The organism is Hydrogenophaga defluvii, from assembly GCF_042665235.1.
In the GTDB taxonomy this organism is placed as follows: Bacteria; Pseudomonadota; Gammaproteobacteria; order Burkholderiales; family Burkholderiaceae_C; genus Hydrogenophaga; species Hydrogenophaga defluvii_A.
The window spans coordinates 19647-32877 of the sequence record NZ_JBHTBZ010000080.1 but is presented as its reverse complement, the minus strand read 5'-3'; the positions used below and the strand labels follow the sequence as shown (position 1 = coordinate 32877).

At 66.7% G+C, this 13231-nt stretch carries 11 protein-coding genes; 4 read left to right on the top strand and 7 right to left on the bottom strand.

Going from position 1 to position 13231, the window contains the following annotated elements:
* Positions 1-22: 22 nt before the first annotated feature.
* Complete coding sequence (locus tag ACFQU0_RS20205) at positions 23-1855, bottom strand: acyl-CoA dehydrogenase (protein WP_382203802.1); 1833 nt, start codon at positions 1853-1855, stop codon at positions 23-25.
* A 38-nt stretch (positions 1856-1893) separates the two neighbouring features.
* Positions 1894-2925 carry an AraC family transcriptional regulator gene (locus tag ACFQU0_RS20200; RefSeq protein WP_382203800.1) on the bottom strand — a complete coding sequence of 344 codons (1032 nt, stop codon included), beginning with the start codon at positions 2923-2925 and terminating at the stop codon, positions 1894-1896.
* A 196-nt stretch (positions 2926-3121) separates the two neighbouring features.
* Between ACFQU0_RS20200 and ACFQU0_RS20195 the strand changes: the two genes are divergently transcribed.
* The 4 genes from ACFQU0_RS20195 (at position 3122) to ACFQU0_RS20180 (ending at position 7039) form a co-directional block, all read left to right on the top strand.
* Positions 3122-3925, top strand: a complete 804-nt coding sequence (locus ACFQU0_RS20195) for an SDR family oxidoreductase (RefSeq protein ID WP_382203798.1) — start codon at positions 3122-3124, stop codon at positions 3923-3925.
* 33 nt (positions 3926-3958) lie between these two features.
* On the top strand, positions 3959-5191 hold the full coding sequence (locus ACFQU0_RS20190; RefSeq protein ID WP_382203796.1) for a styrene monooxygenase/indole monooxygenase family protein: 1233 nt from the start codon (positions 3959-3961) through the stop codon (positions 5189-5191).
* A gap of 61 nt (positions 5192-5252) precedes the next feature.
* Positions 5253-5810 carry a flavin reductase family protein gene (locus ACFQU0_RS20185; RefSeq protein WP_382203794.1) on the top strand — a complete coding sequence of 186 codons (558 nt, stop codon included), beginning with the start codon at positions 5253-5255 and terminating at the stop codon, positions 5808-5810.
* Complete coding sequence (locus ACFQU0_RS20180; RefSeq protein ID WP_382203792.1) at positions 5807-7039, top strand: dienelactone hydrolase family protein; 1233 nt, start codon at positions 5807-5809, stop codon at positions 7037-7039. The genes ACFQU0_RS20185 and ACFQU0_RS20180 overlap by 4 nt, the downstream gene beginning before the upstream one ends.
* A gap of 87 nt (positions 7040-7126) precedes the next feature.
* Here the strand turns inward: ACFQU0_RS20180 and ACFQU0_RS20175 are convergent, their stop codons facing one another.
* The 5 genes from ACFQU0_RS20175 to ACFQU0_RS20155 form a co-directional block, all read right to left on the bottom strand.
* Positions 7127-8302 carry an acetyl-CoA C-acyltransferase gene (locus ACFQU0_RS20175; RefSeq protein ID WP_382203790.1) on the bottom strand — a complete coding sequence of 392 codons (1176 nt, stop codon included), beginning with the start codon at positions 8300-8302 and terminating at the stop codon, positions 7127-7129.
* A gap of 31 nt (positions 8303-8333) precedes the next feature.
* The gene (locus tag ACFQU0_RS20170; RefSeq protein ID WP_382203788.1) at positions 8334-10433 is read right to left on the bottom strand and encodes a 3-hydroxyacyl-CoA dehydrogenase NAD-binding domain-containing protein; all 2100 of its coding nucleotides are present in this window, start codon (positions 10431-10433) and stop codon (positions 8334-8336) included.
* Positions 10434-10545: 112 nt separating this feature from the next.
* Complete coding sequence (locus ACFQU0_RS20165) at positions 10546-11253, bottom strand: ABC transporter ATP-binding protein (protein ID WP_382203787.1); 708 nt, start codon at positions 11251-11253, stop codon at positions 10546-10548.
* Positions 11250-12017, bottom strand: coding sequence for an ABC transporter ATP-binding protein (locus ACFQU0_RS20160; protein ID WP_382203785.1), 768 nt, complete (start codon positions 12015-12017; stop codon positions 11250-11252). The genes ACFQU0_RS20165 and ACFQU0_RS20160 overlap by 4 nt, the downstream gene beginning before the upstream one ends.
* Positions 12008-13231: a branched-chain amino acid ABC transporter permease gene (locus ACFQU0_RS20155; RefSeq protein WP_382203783.1), complete on the bottom strand. Its 1224-nt coding sequence runs from the start codon at positions 13229-13231 to the stop codon at positions 12008-12010. Before ACFQU0_RS20155 ends, ACFQU0_RS20160 begins: the two co-directional genes overlap by 10 nt.

Below are 13231 nucleotides of genomic sequence, written 5' to 3'. Positions count from 1 at the left end.
GTCTCCGTGGGATGTCGAAAAATCAGAAAGCCGCCTCAGGCAACTCGGCGCAGGTGGCATCGCGGCTCTCCACCACCGGCAGCCAGCCGGCGATCTTGGGCAGCTCGTAGTGGAAGAAATAGCGGGTGGCGGCCAGGCGGCCCAAGGTGGTGGGCTGCGTCTGTGCGGCATCGTGGTTCAACGCGGCCAAGGCCACATCGAGCCAAATCCACGCCATCACCGTGTGCCCAAAGGCCTGCATGTAGGGCACGGCGTTGGCCAATGCCTCGGCGGGGTTGCCCGTGGCCCAAGCCGCCTTGGTGGCGGCGCCCACGCGCTGCAGCGCAGCGGCCAGGGCGTTGGCGTGGGCCGCCAGCGCGGGTTGCTGGATGCCGCGCTGCACGGTGTCGTTGATGCGCGCGGCCAGCAGCTGCAGGCCCCGGCCGTTGTCCATCAGCACCTTGCGGCCCAGCAGGTCGGTCGCCTGTATGCCGTGCGTGCCCTCGTGGATCATGTTCAGGCGGTTGTCGCGCCAGTACTGTTCGACCGGGAAGTCGCGCGTGTAGCCGTAGCCGCCATGCACCTGGATGGCCAGGCTGTTGGCCTCCAGGCACCACTCGCTGGGCCAGCTTTTGGCGATGGGCGTGAGCACCTCCAGCAGCAGCCGCGCCTCGTCGGCGGCCTCGGGCGTGCCGGTGTGCTGTTCGTCCACCAGGCGGGCGCAGTACAGCTCCAGCGCCAGCGCGCCTTCGCAATACGCTTTTTGCGCCAGCAACATGCGCTTGACGTCAGCGTGTTCGATGATGCGGATTTGAGGTGCCGAGGCGTCCTTGCCTGCCGGGCCCACTGCCCTGCCCTGCGGCCGGTTCTTGGCGTACTCAAGACTGGCGTGGTAGCCGGCCAAACCCAGCATGGTGGCGGCCATGCCCACGCCGATGCGGGCCTCGTTCATCATGTGGAACATGCAGTGCAAGCCCTTGCCTGGCTGGCCCACCAGGTAGCCCACGGCACCGGCTTGCCCCTTCACCGGGAACTTGCCTTCGCCAAAATTGAGCAAGGTGTTGGTGGTGCCGCGCCAGCCACACTTGTGGTTGAGTCCGGCCAGTGCCACGTCGTTGCGTTCGCCGGTGAGTTGGCCGTTCACATCGACCAGCTTTTTGGGCACGACGAACAGGCTGATGCCACGCGTTCCGGGAACCAGCTTGCCGTTGTCGTCCGGTATCTTGGCCAACACCAGGTGAACGATGTTCTCGGTCAGTTCGTGCTCGCCGGCCGAAATCCACATCTTGTTGCCAGTCAGGCGATAGCGCGGCCCCAGCGGATCGGTTTCAAACCCATCGCCGTCGGGCACGGCACGGGTCATCACGTCGCTGAGGGACGAGCCCGCCTGCGGCTCGCTCAGGCACATAGTGCCCGACCAGCGGCCCGAAAACTCGTTGAGCGCGAACACGCGCTTCTGCGCCTCGGTGCCATGTTGCATGAGCAGGTTGGCGTTGCCGGTGGTCAACATGCCGCTGCCAATGCTGACCGACGCCATGGCAAAAAAGGCGTTGCCCGAGGCCTCCAACGTGTAGGGCAACTGCATGCCCCCGATGGCGTAATCCTGCGCGGCGCTGAGCATGCCGCTGTCGGCGTAGGCTTTTTGGGCGTCGTGGGTGGCTTGGGGCAGGATGACCTTGTCGCCGTCAAAGTGCGGCTCCTGGGTGTCCACCAGGCGGTTGAAGGGTGCGTACTTGTCGCGGGCGATGCGTTCGCAGGTGTCGAGCACGGCATCAAAGGTGTCGCGCGAGTGATCGGCAAACCGCTCGCGCGACGTCAGCGACTCGACGCCGAGCCACTGGTAGAGCAAAAAATCAAGGGTAGGACGCAGACTCATGGGGCTCCTCGACCGGGGGAGCGCCCACTGTAATGCGCTCAGGCGCGTGGGCTTGACCCCTGCATGACAGCAGCACGGGTTTTCAGGGTTTCCACGGGGCGTTCGCCAAAGCGTCGCTGGTATTGCGCGGCGAAATGGCCCATGTGCAAAAACCCGTGATCGGCCGCCACCTGGGTCACGGCCACGCCGGTCGAGGGTTGGCTGGCTGCCTTGCGCAGCACCTCGCGCACCTTGTCCAGGCGCAGGTTGCGCCAGTACACCATGGGCGACTCGCCCGTGTGGTCCACAAAGGCCTGCTGCAGGCTGCGCGCGCTCACGTGCAGGTGTTCGCACAGATCGGCCAGCGTGAGGGGCCGCGTCACGTTGGCCAACATGAAGTCTTGCGCCCGCCGCACGGCGCGTGGCAGCAGCGGGCGGCGGCTGTCGCCGCGCAAAACTTCGCTGTGGCTGTGGGGCGCCTGCAGCAGCAACATGCTCAGCAAGTAGGCCTCGGCCTGCTGGGCCAGGGCGGAACCGGCAAATCCGCTGTCCACCTCCAGGGTTTCGGCCAGGTAGCGCACAAAACCGGCCAGGGGCGCCAGCGCGGGTGTGTCCATGGCCAAGCCCAGGCCGAACACCAAGGGCCGGTGCACGGGCGCCTGCGCGAGCTGTTCCATCTGCCGCACCACCGCGCCCTGTGAGATGCGCAGGATGAGGGGGGGGCTGTCGTCGGCCCAGCGCATGCGCAGGTATTCGGTGGGCGACGGCAGCGTGGCCATGCCCTGCCCCGCCACCACCTGCTGGCCGCCACAGGCCACCTCGGCGCTGCCGCGCAAGGGGATTTGCAGCAAATAGAAGCTGCCCAGGTCGCCGGGTTCGATCTCGACCGCCGGGCCGTACTGCACGTAGTTGAGGCTGATGTCGCGGAACACCGGTGCGCTGTGGTGGCGCGCATCCAGCGCCTGCCGGGCACCGCAGGGGTTGAGCACGTGGGGGCAAAACACACGCGCCACCGCCTCGCGGGCCTGATCGACATCCCGGGTGTGGAACAGCGCGTGGCTGGCCAGCGGGTAACGGTGCGGGGACAACATGGGCGCAGAAGTTAGCAAATCCCGGGCCGGGGCGCCACGGGGATTGCCCGCAGCGCGGCGGCCGAAACGGCGGCCACACACGAATCTCTCGTTTTTGGGACAGCGCCTGCGCAAACGGGATGCTGCCGGCGCTTGGCCATTTCTACATTGGCTCCCACCGCAGCAAGCGGGGGATTTTTTCAGCACAGGAGACAACATGCCCCAAGCGACTTTTCTTGGACTGTCCGGCAAGACCGCCATCGTCACCGGTGGCGCCACCCTCATCGGCGCCGCCGTGGTGCAGGCGCTGCACGCCCAGGGGGTGCGCGTCACCCTGGCCGACATCGACACCACCGGCGGCCAAGCCGTGGCCCAGGCCTGCGGCGAAGGCGTGTGGTTCCGCCCCACCGACATCACCGACGACGCCCAGGTGTTGGCCTGTGCCGACGAAACTGCAGCGCGATTTGGCCGCGTGGACTTTCTCGTCAACTTGGCCTGCTCCTACGTGGACGACGGCCTGGCCTCGGGCCGCGCCGACTGGCTCAAGGCCCTGGACGTGAACGTGACCAGCGCCGCCATGATGCTCAAGGCGGTGCTGCCCCACATGCGACGCGTCGGCGGCGGCGCGGTGGTCAACTTCACCAGCATCTCGTCGGGCGTGGCGCAAACCGGCCGCTGGCTCTACCCGGTGAGCAAGGCCGCGCTGGTGCAGCTCACCCGCAACATGGCCATGGACCTGGCGCCCGAGCATGTCCGCGTCAACAGCGTGTCGCCCGGCTGGACCTGGTCGGCCATCATGAACCAGCTCACCGGTGGCGACCGCGCCAAGACCGATGCCGTGGCCGCCCCCTTTCACCTGCTCAAACGCGTCGGCGACCCGGCCGAGGTGGCGCAGGTGGTGCTGTTCCTGTGCTCCGACCACGCCAGCTTCGTCACCGGCGCCGACTACGCCGTGGACGGCGGCTACTCGGCCATGGGCCCCGAATCGCACGAGCCCGCCATCCCCAAGCTGATGGCCTGACGTTTTCAAACCAACCCACAACGGAGACAAACCATGCGCAACATCATGATCGTCGGCGCCGGCCAGGCCGGGCTGCAACTGGGCATCAGCCTGCTCAAGCGCGGCTACCGGGTCAGCATCACCAGCAACCGCACGCCCGAAGACATGCGCACCGGCAAGGTGCTGTCCAGCCAGTGCATGTTCCACGACAGCCTGCAGCTCGAACGCGACCGCGGCCTGAATTTCTGGGAGCAGGACTGCCCCCCCGTCGAAGGCATTTCCTTCACGGTGCCCCACCCCGAGCTGCCCGGTGAAAAGGCCATGGCCTGGAGCCACCGGCTGGACCACAAGGCGCAGTCGGTGGACCAGCGGGTGAAAGTGCCCGGCTGGATGGCCGAGTTCAGCCGGCTCGGTGGCGAGCTGCTGATGCACGAGGCCAACATCGACGACCTGGAGCGCTGGACCCAGAGCCACGACCTGGTGATCGTGGCCGCCGGCAAAGGCGCCATCGCCCAAATGTTCGAGCGCGACGCCACCCGCAGTCCTTACGACAAACCCCAGCGTGCCCTGGCCCTCACCTACGTGCACGGCATGGCACCGCGCCCCGAGCACTCTGCCGTCAACTTCAACCTCATCCCCGGCGTGGGCGAGTACTTCGTGTTCCCGGCCCTCACGGTGAGCGGGCCGTGCGAGATCATGGTGTTCGAAGGCGTGCCCGGTGGCCCCATGGACTGCTGGGGCGACGTGACCACGCCGGCCCAACACCTGGCGCGCCCCAAAGAGATCCTGGCCAAATTCCTGCCCTGGGAAGCCGCACGCTGCACCCAGGTGGAGTTGACCGACGCCAACGGCATCCTGGCCGGGCGGTTTGCACCGACCGTGCGCCGGCCAGTGGGCCACCTGCCCAGCGGTCGTGTGGTGATGGGCATGGCCGACGCGGTGCTGCTCAACGACCCCATCACCGGCCAGGGCTCGAACAACGCCGCCAAGTTTGCCCACGCCGTGGAGCAGGCCATCGTGGCCCATGGCGACAAGGCCTTTGACGCGGGCTTCATGCAGCAGACCTTCGAGGCCTTCTGGAACACCTACGGCGCCTACGCCACCGGCTGGACCAATGCCATGCTGGCCCCGCCGCCGCCCCACGTGCTCAAGCTGCTGGGCGCGGCATGCGGTGAACCGCGTGTCGCCAAGCGCGTCGTCAACGGCTTCAACAACCCGACCGACTTCGTGAACTTCTTCATGACGCCGGACAAGGTTGATGCCTTTCTTGAGGCAGTGCCAGCATGAGCGCCGCGCCGGGCCGCCCCAAGCAAGCGCGCACCGCAGCTCGAAGAGCGGAGCTTGCCTGATGACCGCCGCCGAACTGGGCACCCTGCCCCCACTGCAGGCTTTGCGTCACAGCGCCAGCCTGCCGCTGTCCGACTTCCGCCTCGCCATGCGCCGCCTCACGGGGGCGGTGACCGTGGTGGCCACACAGGACGGTGACCAACTCGCGGGCCTCACCGCCACCGCCGTCACCTCGTTCTCGGGTGAGCCGGCGCGGCTGCTGGCCTGCGTCAACCTCAAGGGTTCGACCTTTCGCGCCATTGCTGAAAGCCGGCGCATGAGCGTGAACCTGCTGGCCTACCGACACCGCGACCTGGCCCAGCAGTTTGGCGGCGCGCCCACGCCGCCCGCGCAACGCTTTGAGCCCGGCCGCTGGGGCACGCTGGCCACCGGTGCGCCGGTGCTGCTGGACGCCCTGGCCGTGTTCGACTGCGTGGTCGACGAAATGATGGTGGCCCACAGCCACGCCGCCATGATCGGCGAGATCAAGGCGGTGCTGCTGAGCCCCCGCAACGAAGCCCCCCTGCTGTACGCAGATGGCCAATACACCACCCTGGCCGGATTTGGAGACACCCCATGACATCGCAACATATCACCCTCAACGCACTCGACGGCAGCGGCAGCTTCGCCGCCTACCTGGCCCTGCCCCCTTCGGGCCATGGCCCTGGCATCGTGCTGGCCCAAGAGATTTTTGGCGTCAACGCCACCATGCGCCAGGTGGCCGACCTCTACGCCGAAGAAGGCTATGTGGTGCTGGTGCCCGACCTGTTCTGGCGCCAGCAACCGGGCATCGAACTGGGCTACACCGAGGCCGACTTCCAGCGCGCCTTCGGCCTTTACCAGGGCTTTGACGAAGCCAAGGGCGTGGCCGACATCCAGGCCTGCCTCGACGCCCTGCGCCAGCGCCCTGAATGTTCGGGACAAGCAGGCGTGCTGGGCTTTTGCCTGGGCGGCAAGCTGGCCTACCTGGCCGCCTGCCGCACCAACGCCGACGTGGCCGTGGGCTACTACGGCGTGGGCATCGAGAAGGCGCTCGACGAAGCAGCCCAGGCCAAGGGCCGGCTGGTGCTGCACATCGCCGAAAACGACGCCTTCTGTCCACCCGAGGCGCGCGCCGCCATCGTGTCCACCCTGGCGGGCCGCGCCCACACCGAGGTCTATGTGTACCCTGGGGTAGACCACGCCTTTGCCCGCGTCGGTGGCGACCACTTCCACAAGCCCTCGGCCCTGATGGCCCACGAGCGCAGCATCGCGGCCTTCAAGACCGTGATGGGTCCGCACCCCGATTTCTCAGCCTTGTGGGAAAAACACTGCGAGCACGAGTTCGCCACCCGCGACGTGGCCGCCACCATGGCCACCATGGTGGCCCAGCCCTATGTGAACCACATCCCCACCATGACGGGTGGCGTGGGCCACACCATGCTGTCGCGCTTCTACCAGCACCACTTCGTCAACAGCAACCCGCCGGACACCACCCTGGTGCCCATCTCGCGCACCATCGGCGCCACACAAATCGTGGACGAGCTGCTGTTCTGCTTCACCCACACCTGCGAAATCGACTGGATGTTGCCGGGCATTGCGCCCACCGGCAAACGGGTGGAAATCCCGCTGGTGGCCATCGTCAAATTCCGGGGCGACAAGCTCTACCACGAGCACATCTACTGGGACCAGGCCAGCGTGCTGGTGCAGATCGGCAAGCTCGACCCGGCGGGCCTCCCGGTGGCCGGCATCGAGACGGCCCGCAAGCTGCTGGACGAACACCAGCCGAGCAACACCTTGATGGCCAATTGGGCGAACTCCGCGCCCTGACCAACGGGCACAAAAACAAGGGGCCGGCGTCTGCTGACGACCGGCCCCTTGTGCTTAAGGCGTTTTCAGGCGAAAGCTGTCAGTACATCACAGCACTTCGAACACACCCGCCGCGCCCATGCCACCGCCGATACACATGGTCACGCACACGCGCTTGGCGCCACGGCGCTTGCCTTCAATGAGGGCGTGGCCGGTCAGGCGCTGGCCCGACACACCATAGGGGTGGCCCACAGCGATGGCGCCGCCGTTGACGTTGAGGCGGTCGGCCGGGATGCCCAGCTTGTCGCGGCAATACAGCACCTGCACCGCAAAGGCTTCGTTCAGCTCCCACAGGTCGATATCGTTCACCGTAAGGCCCAGCTTCTTCAGCACCTTGGGCACCGCGAACACCGGGCCGATGCCCATTTCGTCGGGCTCGCAGCCGGCCACCGCAAAGCCCAGGAAGCGGCCCAGGGGCTTCAAGCCACGTTGGCTGACCAGCTTTTCGTCCATCAGCACGCAGGCGCCAGCACCATCAGAGAATTGGCTGGCGTTGCCGGCCGACACCAGGCCGCCGGGCAGAGCCGAACGCAGGCCATGGATGCCTTCAAACGTCGTGCCGGGGCGGATGCCTTCATCGTTCTCCACCGTGACCTTTTTGGTCGTCAGGCCCATGACCTTGTCGGCCACGCCGGCGATCACGGTGATGGGTGCGATTTCGTCCTTGAACAGGCCGGCTTCCAGTGCAGCCGTGGCGCGCTGCTGACTGGCAGCGCCGTACTGGTCCATGGCTTCGCGGCCGATGTTGTAGCGCTTGGCCACCTGCTCGGCGGTCTGCAGCATGTTCCAGTAGATTTCGGGCTTTTTCTTGGCCAGCATCAGGTCTTGCAGCATGTGCTGGTTCATTTCCTGCTGCACGCAGGAGATGCTCTCCACGCCGCCGGCCACGAACACGTCGCCTTCCCCGGCGATGATGCGCTGAGCCGCCAGCGCGATGGTTTGCAGGCCCGACGAGCAGAAGCGGTTGACCGTCATGCCCGAGACGGACACCGGGCAGTCGGCCATCAGCGCGATCTGGCGCGCGATGTTGGCACCGGTGGCACCTTCTGGCGTGGCGCAGCCCATGATGACGTCTTCGACCTCCCCGGCCTCGATGCCGGCGCGAGCGATGGCGTGTTGCACGGCATGGCCACCCAACGTGGCGCCGTGGGTCATGTTGAAAGCGCCCTTCCAGCTTTTGGTCAGCGGCGTGCGGGCGGTGGAAACGATCAGTGCGGAAGTCATGGCAATGTCCTTGTCTCGTGTGTGCGGTGCATCAGTTGAAGGTCTTGCCTTCGGCCGCCAGGCGGGCCAGCAGCGGCGCGGGTTGCCAGAACGCAGCGTCGTCCAGCGGGTTCTGCGCAAAACGTTTCATGGCCTGGGCCACGTTGAACAGCCCCACCTCGTCCGCGTACTTCAGCGGACCACCACGGTGCACCGGGAAGCCGTAGCCGAAGATGTAGACCACGTCAATGTCGCTGGCCTTGTTGGCGATGCCCTCTTCCAGGATGTGGGCGGCTTCGTTGACCAGCGAGAACACCAGGCGCTGCACGATTTCTTCATCGCTCACCTTGCGCGGGGTGATGCCCAGGCTCTTTCGGTGGTCCTCGATCATCTGGATGACCTCGGCGTTGGGGATGGCATCGCGCTTGCCCGGCACGTAGTCGTACCAGCCGGCGCCCGTCTTCTGACCGTAACGGCCCTTCTCGCACAGCAGGTCAGCGGTCTTGCTGTACTTCATGTCGGGGTGTTCGATGGCGCGGCGCTTGCGGATGGCCCAGCCGATGTCGTTGCCCGCCAGGTCGCCCATGCGGAAAGGGCCCATGGCGAAGCCGAATTTCTCGATCGCCTTGTCCACCTGCTCGGGGGTGCAGCCTTCGTCCAGCAGGAAGCCGCCTTGACGCACGTACTGCTCGACCATGCGGTTGCCGATGAAGCCATCACACACGCCGGACACCACCGCCGTTTTCTTGATCTTCTTGGCCACGCTCATCACGGTGGCCAGCACGTCCTTGGCCGTGGCGTCACCACGCACCACTTCCAGCAGCTTCATCACGTTGGCCGGGCTGAAGAAGTGCAGGCCCACCACGTCTTGCGGGCGCTTGGTGAAGTTCGCGATTTTGTTGACGTCCAGCGTGGAGGTGTTGGAGGCCAGGATGGCGCCGGGTTTCATCACCGCGTCCAGCGCCTCGAACACCTTTTGTTTGACGCCGATTTCTTCGAACACGGCCTCGATCACCAGGTCGGCGTCTTTCAAGTCGGCGTAGTCGAGCGTGGTGCTCAGCAAGGCCATGCGCTGCTCATACTTGTCTTGCTTGAGCTTGCCCTTCTTGACCTGGGCCTCGTAGTTCTTGCGGATGGTGGCGATGCCCCGGTCCAGCGCCTCCTGCTTCATCTCCAGCATCTTGACCGGGATGCCCGCGTTGAGGAAGTTCATCGAGATGCCGCCGCCCATGGTGCCAGCACCGATCACGGCCACCGACTGGATGTTGCGCTTGGGCGTGTCTTCCGGCACGTCGGGGATTTTGCTGGCGGCGCGCTCGGCCACGAACAGGTGGCGCAGCGCGCGGCATTCAGATGTCCACATCAGGTTGATGAAGATCTCGCGCTCAAACGCCATGCCGTCCGCGAATTTCTTTTTGGTGGCGGCTTCCACCGCATCCACACACTTGGCGGGCGCGGGGAAGTTTTTGCTCATGCCCTTGACCATGTTGCGCGCAAACTGGAAGTAAGCATCGCCTTGCGGGTGTTTGGCCGGCAGGTTGCGGACCAGGGGCAAGGGGCGCACGTCGGCCACGCTGCGGGCAAAGGCCAGGGCTTCGTCCATCAGCGACTCGGCCGAGGCGGCCAGCTTGTCGAACAGCTTCTGCCCTGGCACCTGGGCCAGCATCTCGCTGTTGACGGCTTCGCCGCTCACGATCATGTTGAGTGCGGCCTCCACGCCCAGCACGCGTGGCAGGCGCTGCGTGCCACCGGCGCCGGGAATCAGGCCCAGTTTCACTTCCGGCAAGGCCACCTTGCAGCCCGGGGCGGCCACGCGGTAGTGCGCGCCCAGGGCCAGCTCCAGGCCACCGCCCATGCACACGCTGTGGATGGCAGCGACGATGGGCTTGGCGAAGTTCTCCAGCGCCAGGATGACGCTCAGCAGGTTTGGGTCTTGCAGTGCCTTGGGACTGCCAAATTCACGGATGTCGGCACCGCCCGAGAAGGCCTTGCCTGCTCCCGTCAACACCACCGCGCGGATGGCGGCATCGGCGTTGGCCTGCTCCAGCGCGGCCACGATGCCCTGCCGTGTGCTCAAGCCCAGCCCGTTGACGGGCGGGTTGTCCAGCGTGATGACGGCCACGTCGCCGTGGCTCTGGTAATGCGCGGTCATGAAGTCTCCTTGGGTTGACGAAATTTCAAAAAAAGAACGACCGTTCGTTTTTTGGCGATTGTAGGGATTTTGTGCGGCGCGCCAAAGTCAGGGTGTCGCCTGCTTGTCTGGCTCAGACTTCCAGCCACTCGCGCACCACGTCGCGCGAACCGGTCAACGCGTTGGCCGAGCCCTCAAACACCAAGCGCCCGTGGCCCATCACCGCCAAGCGGTCGGCCACCGCCAGGCTCAGGTCCAGCTTCTGTTCGATCAGCAGCACAGCCAACCCTTGGTCGCGCAGCTCGCGCAACAAGGCGTCCACCTGGGCCACCACCTGCGGCGCCAGCCCTTCGGTGGGTTCGTCCACGATGAGGAGTTGGGGTGCGCCCATGAGCGCGCGGCACAGGCTCAGCATCTGCTGCTCACCGCCCGAGAGCACGCCGGCCGCCACATGCCGGCGCGCCGCCAGCGCCGGAAAACTGTCGAACACCCACTCGGGCGTCCACCGCTGCGGGCGACCCGCCCCCGGCTGCAGCCCCAGCGCCAGGTTCTGCGCCACGCTCAGGCGCGGAAACACGTCTCGGCTTTCGGGCACGTAGGCCACGCCCAGGCGGGCGATGGCATGGGGCGGCCGCCCCAGCAGTTCTTGCCCCCGCCAGCGGACGCTGCCCCTTGCCGGCACCAGGCCCATCAGCGCCCGCGCCAGTGTGCTGCGTCCCGAGCCGTTGCGCCCGAGCACCGCCACGATCTGGCCTGCTGCCAACTCAAACCCCACGCCTTGCAGCACCCGGCTTTGACCGTAGCCCGCATGCAAGCCGCTCACCACCAGCGCGCCGCTCACGTGTGGTCTCCGTGCGCCTGCCCCAGATAAGCGCGCTGCACCGCCGGGTTGGCACGTATCGCCTGTGGCGTGTCGCAGGCCAGCAGTTCGCCCTGCACCAGCACCGCGATGCGGTCGGCCAGCTCGAACACGACGCCCATGTCGTGCTCCACCATCAGCAGCGTCTTGCCTTTCGTCAAGTCGCGCAGCAGGGGCACAAAACGGGCGGTTTCGCTGCGGCTCATGCCGGCGGTGGGCTCGTCCAGCAACAACACCTGCGCCTCGCTCGCCAGCGCCATGCCGATGTCCAGGGTGCGTTGTTCGGCGTAGCTGAGTTCGGCCGCCGTGTCATCGGCACGCGCAGCCAGGGCCAGGCGTTCCAGCCACCCGTCCACACGGGCGTTGAGCGCGCTCTGGCGCCCCAGCAGGCGCCAGAAGCGGTAGCCCTGCCCGTCTGGCCAGCACGCCGCACAACGCAGGTGGTCGCGCACCGTCAAATGCGCAAACAGCTGGCTGATCTGGAAGCTGCGCGCCAGCCCGAGCTGGTGCCGCCGGTGCACCGGCATGGCCGCGATGGCGCGATCGTGCAGGCGTATGTCGCCCGCGCTGGGCCGCAGCAGGCCGCTGATGGCGTTGAACAGCGTGGATTTGCCGGCGCCGTTCGGGCCAATCAGCGCCAGGCGTTCGCCTGCATGTGCCTGCAAGTTCACGTTGCGCAGCACCTCGGTGGCGCCAAAACGCTGGTGCAGGCCAGCGACCGTCAACACGGGAGCGCTCATGGCCATCCCACCTTGTTTTTGCGTACCCACCTGCAGAGCGCCACGCCCAGCAGCAGCAGGCCAACCGCGGCGGCCCATGGCGTGGGCTGGCCCGTGTCCAGCGCCAGCCCAGCCAGATGCCGAACAGGTCCTAGCGTGCCGTGCTGCGGCAGCTGGTAGGCCATCTCCACCAGCGCCACGCCACCGGCCAGCGCACACAGTGCCCCAAACAAGAACACGGCATTCGGCACATCGGGGCGCCACCTGCCATCCACGCAAGCGCGGCAGGCCGCCAGCAACAGACCGGCCACGCCCTGAGGCGCCCACACCACGCCCAACATGAAGACCAGGCCTGTGTACAGCAACCAAGCCGGGGTGAAGCCCGACAGGCCCACCATCACGGTCACCATCAACACCCCACCCAGCACCGGGCCCAGCAAAGTGGCACCACCCAGCAAGGTGAACAGCAGCAGGCTGCCCGAGCGGTGGACGCTGAACACCTCGGGGGTGACGATTTCCTGGTGCAAGGCAGCCAGCGCGCCCGACACACCGGCAAGGAAGGCCGCGAACACAAAAGCCATGAGGCGCAGGCGCTGTGGGTCGTAGCCCAGCAAGGGCACACGCAGCGGGTTGTCGCGCACGGCATTGAGCAGGCGGCCCAAGGTGGTGTGTGTCAGCCCCCACACCAACACCAGGCCCAGCAGCGTGTGCGCTGCAATCAGCGCGTACAGGTGGCTGGCCTGCCCCAAATCCCACCCGTTCCATGCCGGGCCCGCCGCGCGGTTGCCCGACAGCCCGGCCTCCCCGCCCGACCAGGCGGGCCACATCAGCGCCACCGCCCACGCCAGCTCGCCCACACCCAGGGTGATCATGGCGAAGGGGGTGCCTGGGCGCCGTGTGCACAACCAGCCCAATGGCAGAGCCAGCACCGCCGTGCCCAGCCCTGCCAGCAGGGGCAACAGCGCAACCGGCAACGGCCAGGCCTGGGCGTTCAAGGCCTGGAGCGTGTGCATGCACAGGTAGGCCCCCGCCCCGGTGTAGGCGGCATGGCCAAAACTCAGCAAGCCACATTGCCCCCACAACACGTGAAAACTCAGGCAGGCCAACACCGCAATGCCGACCTGTGATGCCATCCCCAACGCATACCGACTTTCAAAAGCCAGCGGCGCCACCGTCAGCAGCAGCCCCAGCACCAGGGCCAGCGCGGACCCCACAAAACCGGCAAAGGAGGAACGGGCCAT

Excerpts from the sequence above, each read along its gene's own strand:
- ACFQU0_RS20200 (WP_382203800.1), bottom strand. The coding sequence starts at position 2,925 with ATGTTGTCCCCGCACCGTTACCCGCTGGCCAGCCACGCGCTGTTCCAC.
- ACFQU0_RS20205 (WP_382203802.1), bottom strand. The coding sequence starts at position 1,855 with ATGAGTCTGCGTCCTACCCTTGATTTTTTGCTCTACCAGTGGCTCGGC.
- ACFQU0_RS20185 (WP_382203794.1), top strand. The coding sequence starts at position 5,253 with ATGACCGCCGCCGAACTGGGCACCCTGCCCCCACTGCAGGCTTTGCGT.
- ACFQU0_RS20170 (WP_382203788.1), bottom strand. The coding sequence starts at position 10,433 with ATGACCGCGCATTACCAGAGCCACGGCGACGTGGCCGTCATCACGCTG.
- ACFQU0_RS20175 (WP_382203790.1), bottom strand. The coding sequence starts at position 8,302 with ATGACTTCCGCACTGATCGTTTCCACCGCCCGCACGCCGCTGACCAAA.
- ACFQU0_RS20190 (WP_382203796.1), top strand. The coding sequence starts at position 3,959 with ATGCGCAACATCATGATCGTCGGCGCCGGCCAGGCCGGGCTGCAACTG.
- ACFQU0_RS20195 (WP_382203798.1), top strand. The coding sequence starts at position 3,122 with ATGCCCCAAGCGACTTTTCTTGGACTGTCCGGCAAGACCGCCATCGTC.
- ACFQU0_RS20160 (WP_382203785.1), bottom strand. The coding sequence starts at position 12,017 with ATGGCCATGAGCGCTCCCGTGTTGACGGTCGCTGGCCTGCACCAGCGT.
- ACFQU0_RS20155 (WP_382203783.1), bottom strand. The coding sequence starts at position 13,231 with ATGGCCCGTTCCTCCTTTGCCGGTTTTGTGGGGTCCGCGCTGGCCCTG.
- ACFQU0_RS20180 (WP_382203792.1), top strand. The coding sequence starts at position 5,807 with ATGACATCGCAACATATCACCCTCAACGCACTCGACGGCAGCGGCAGC.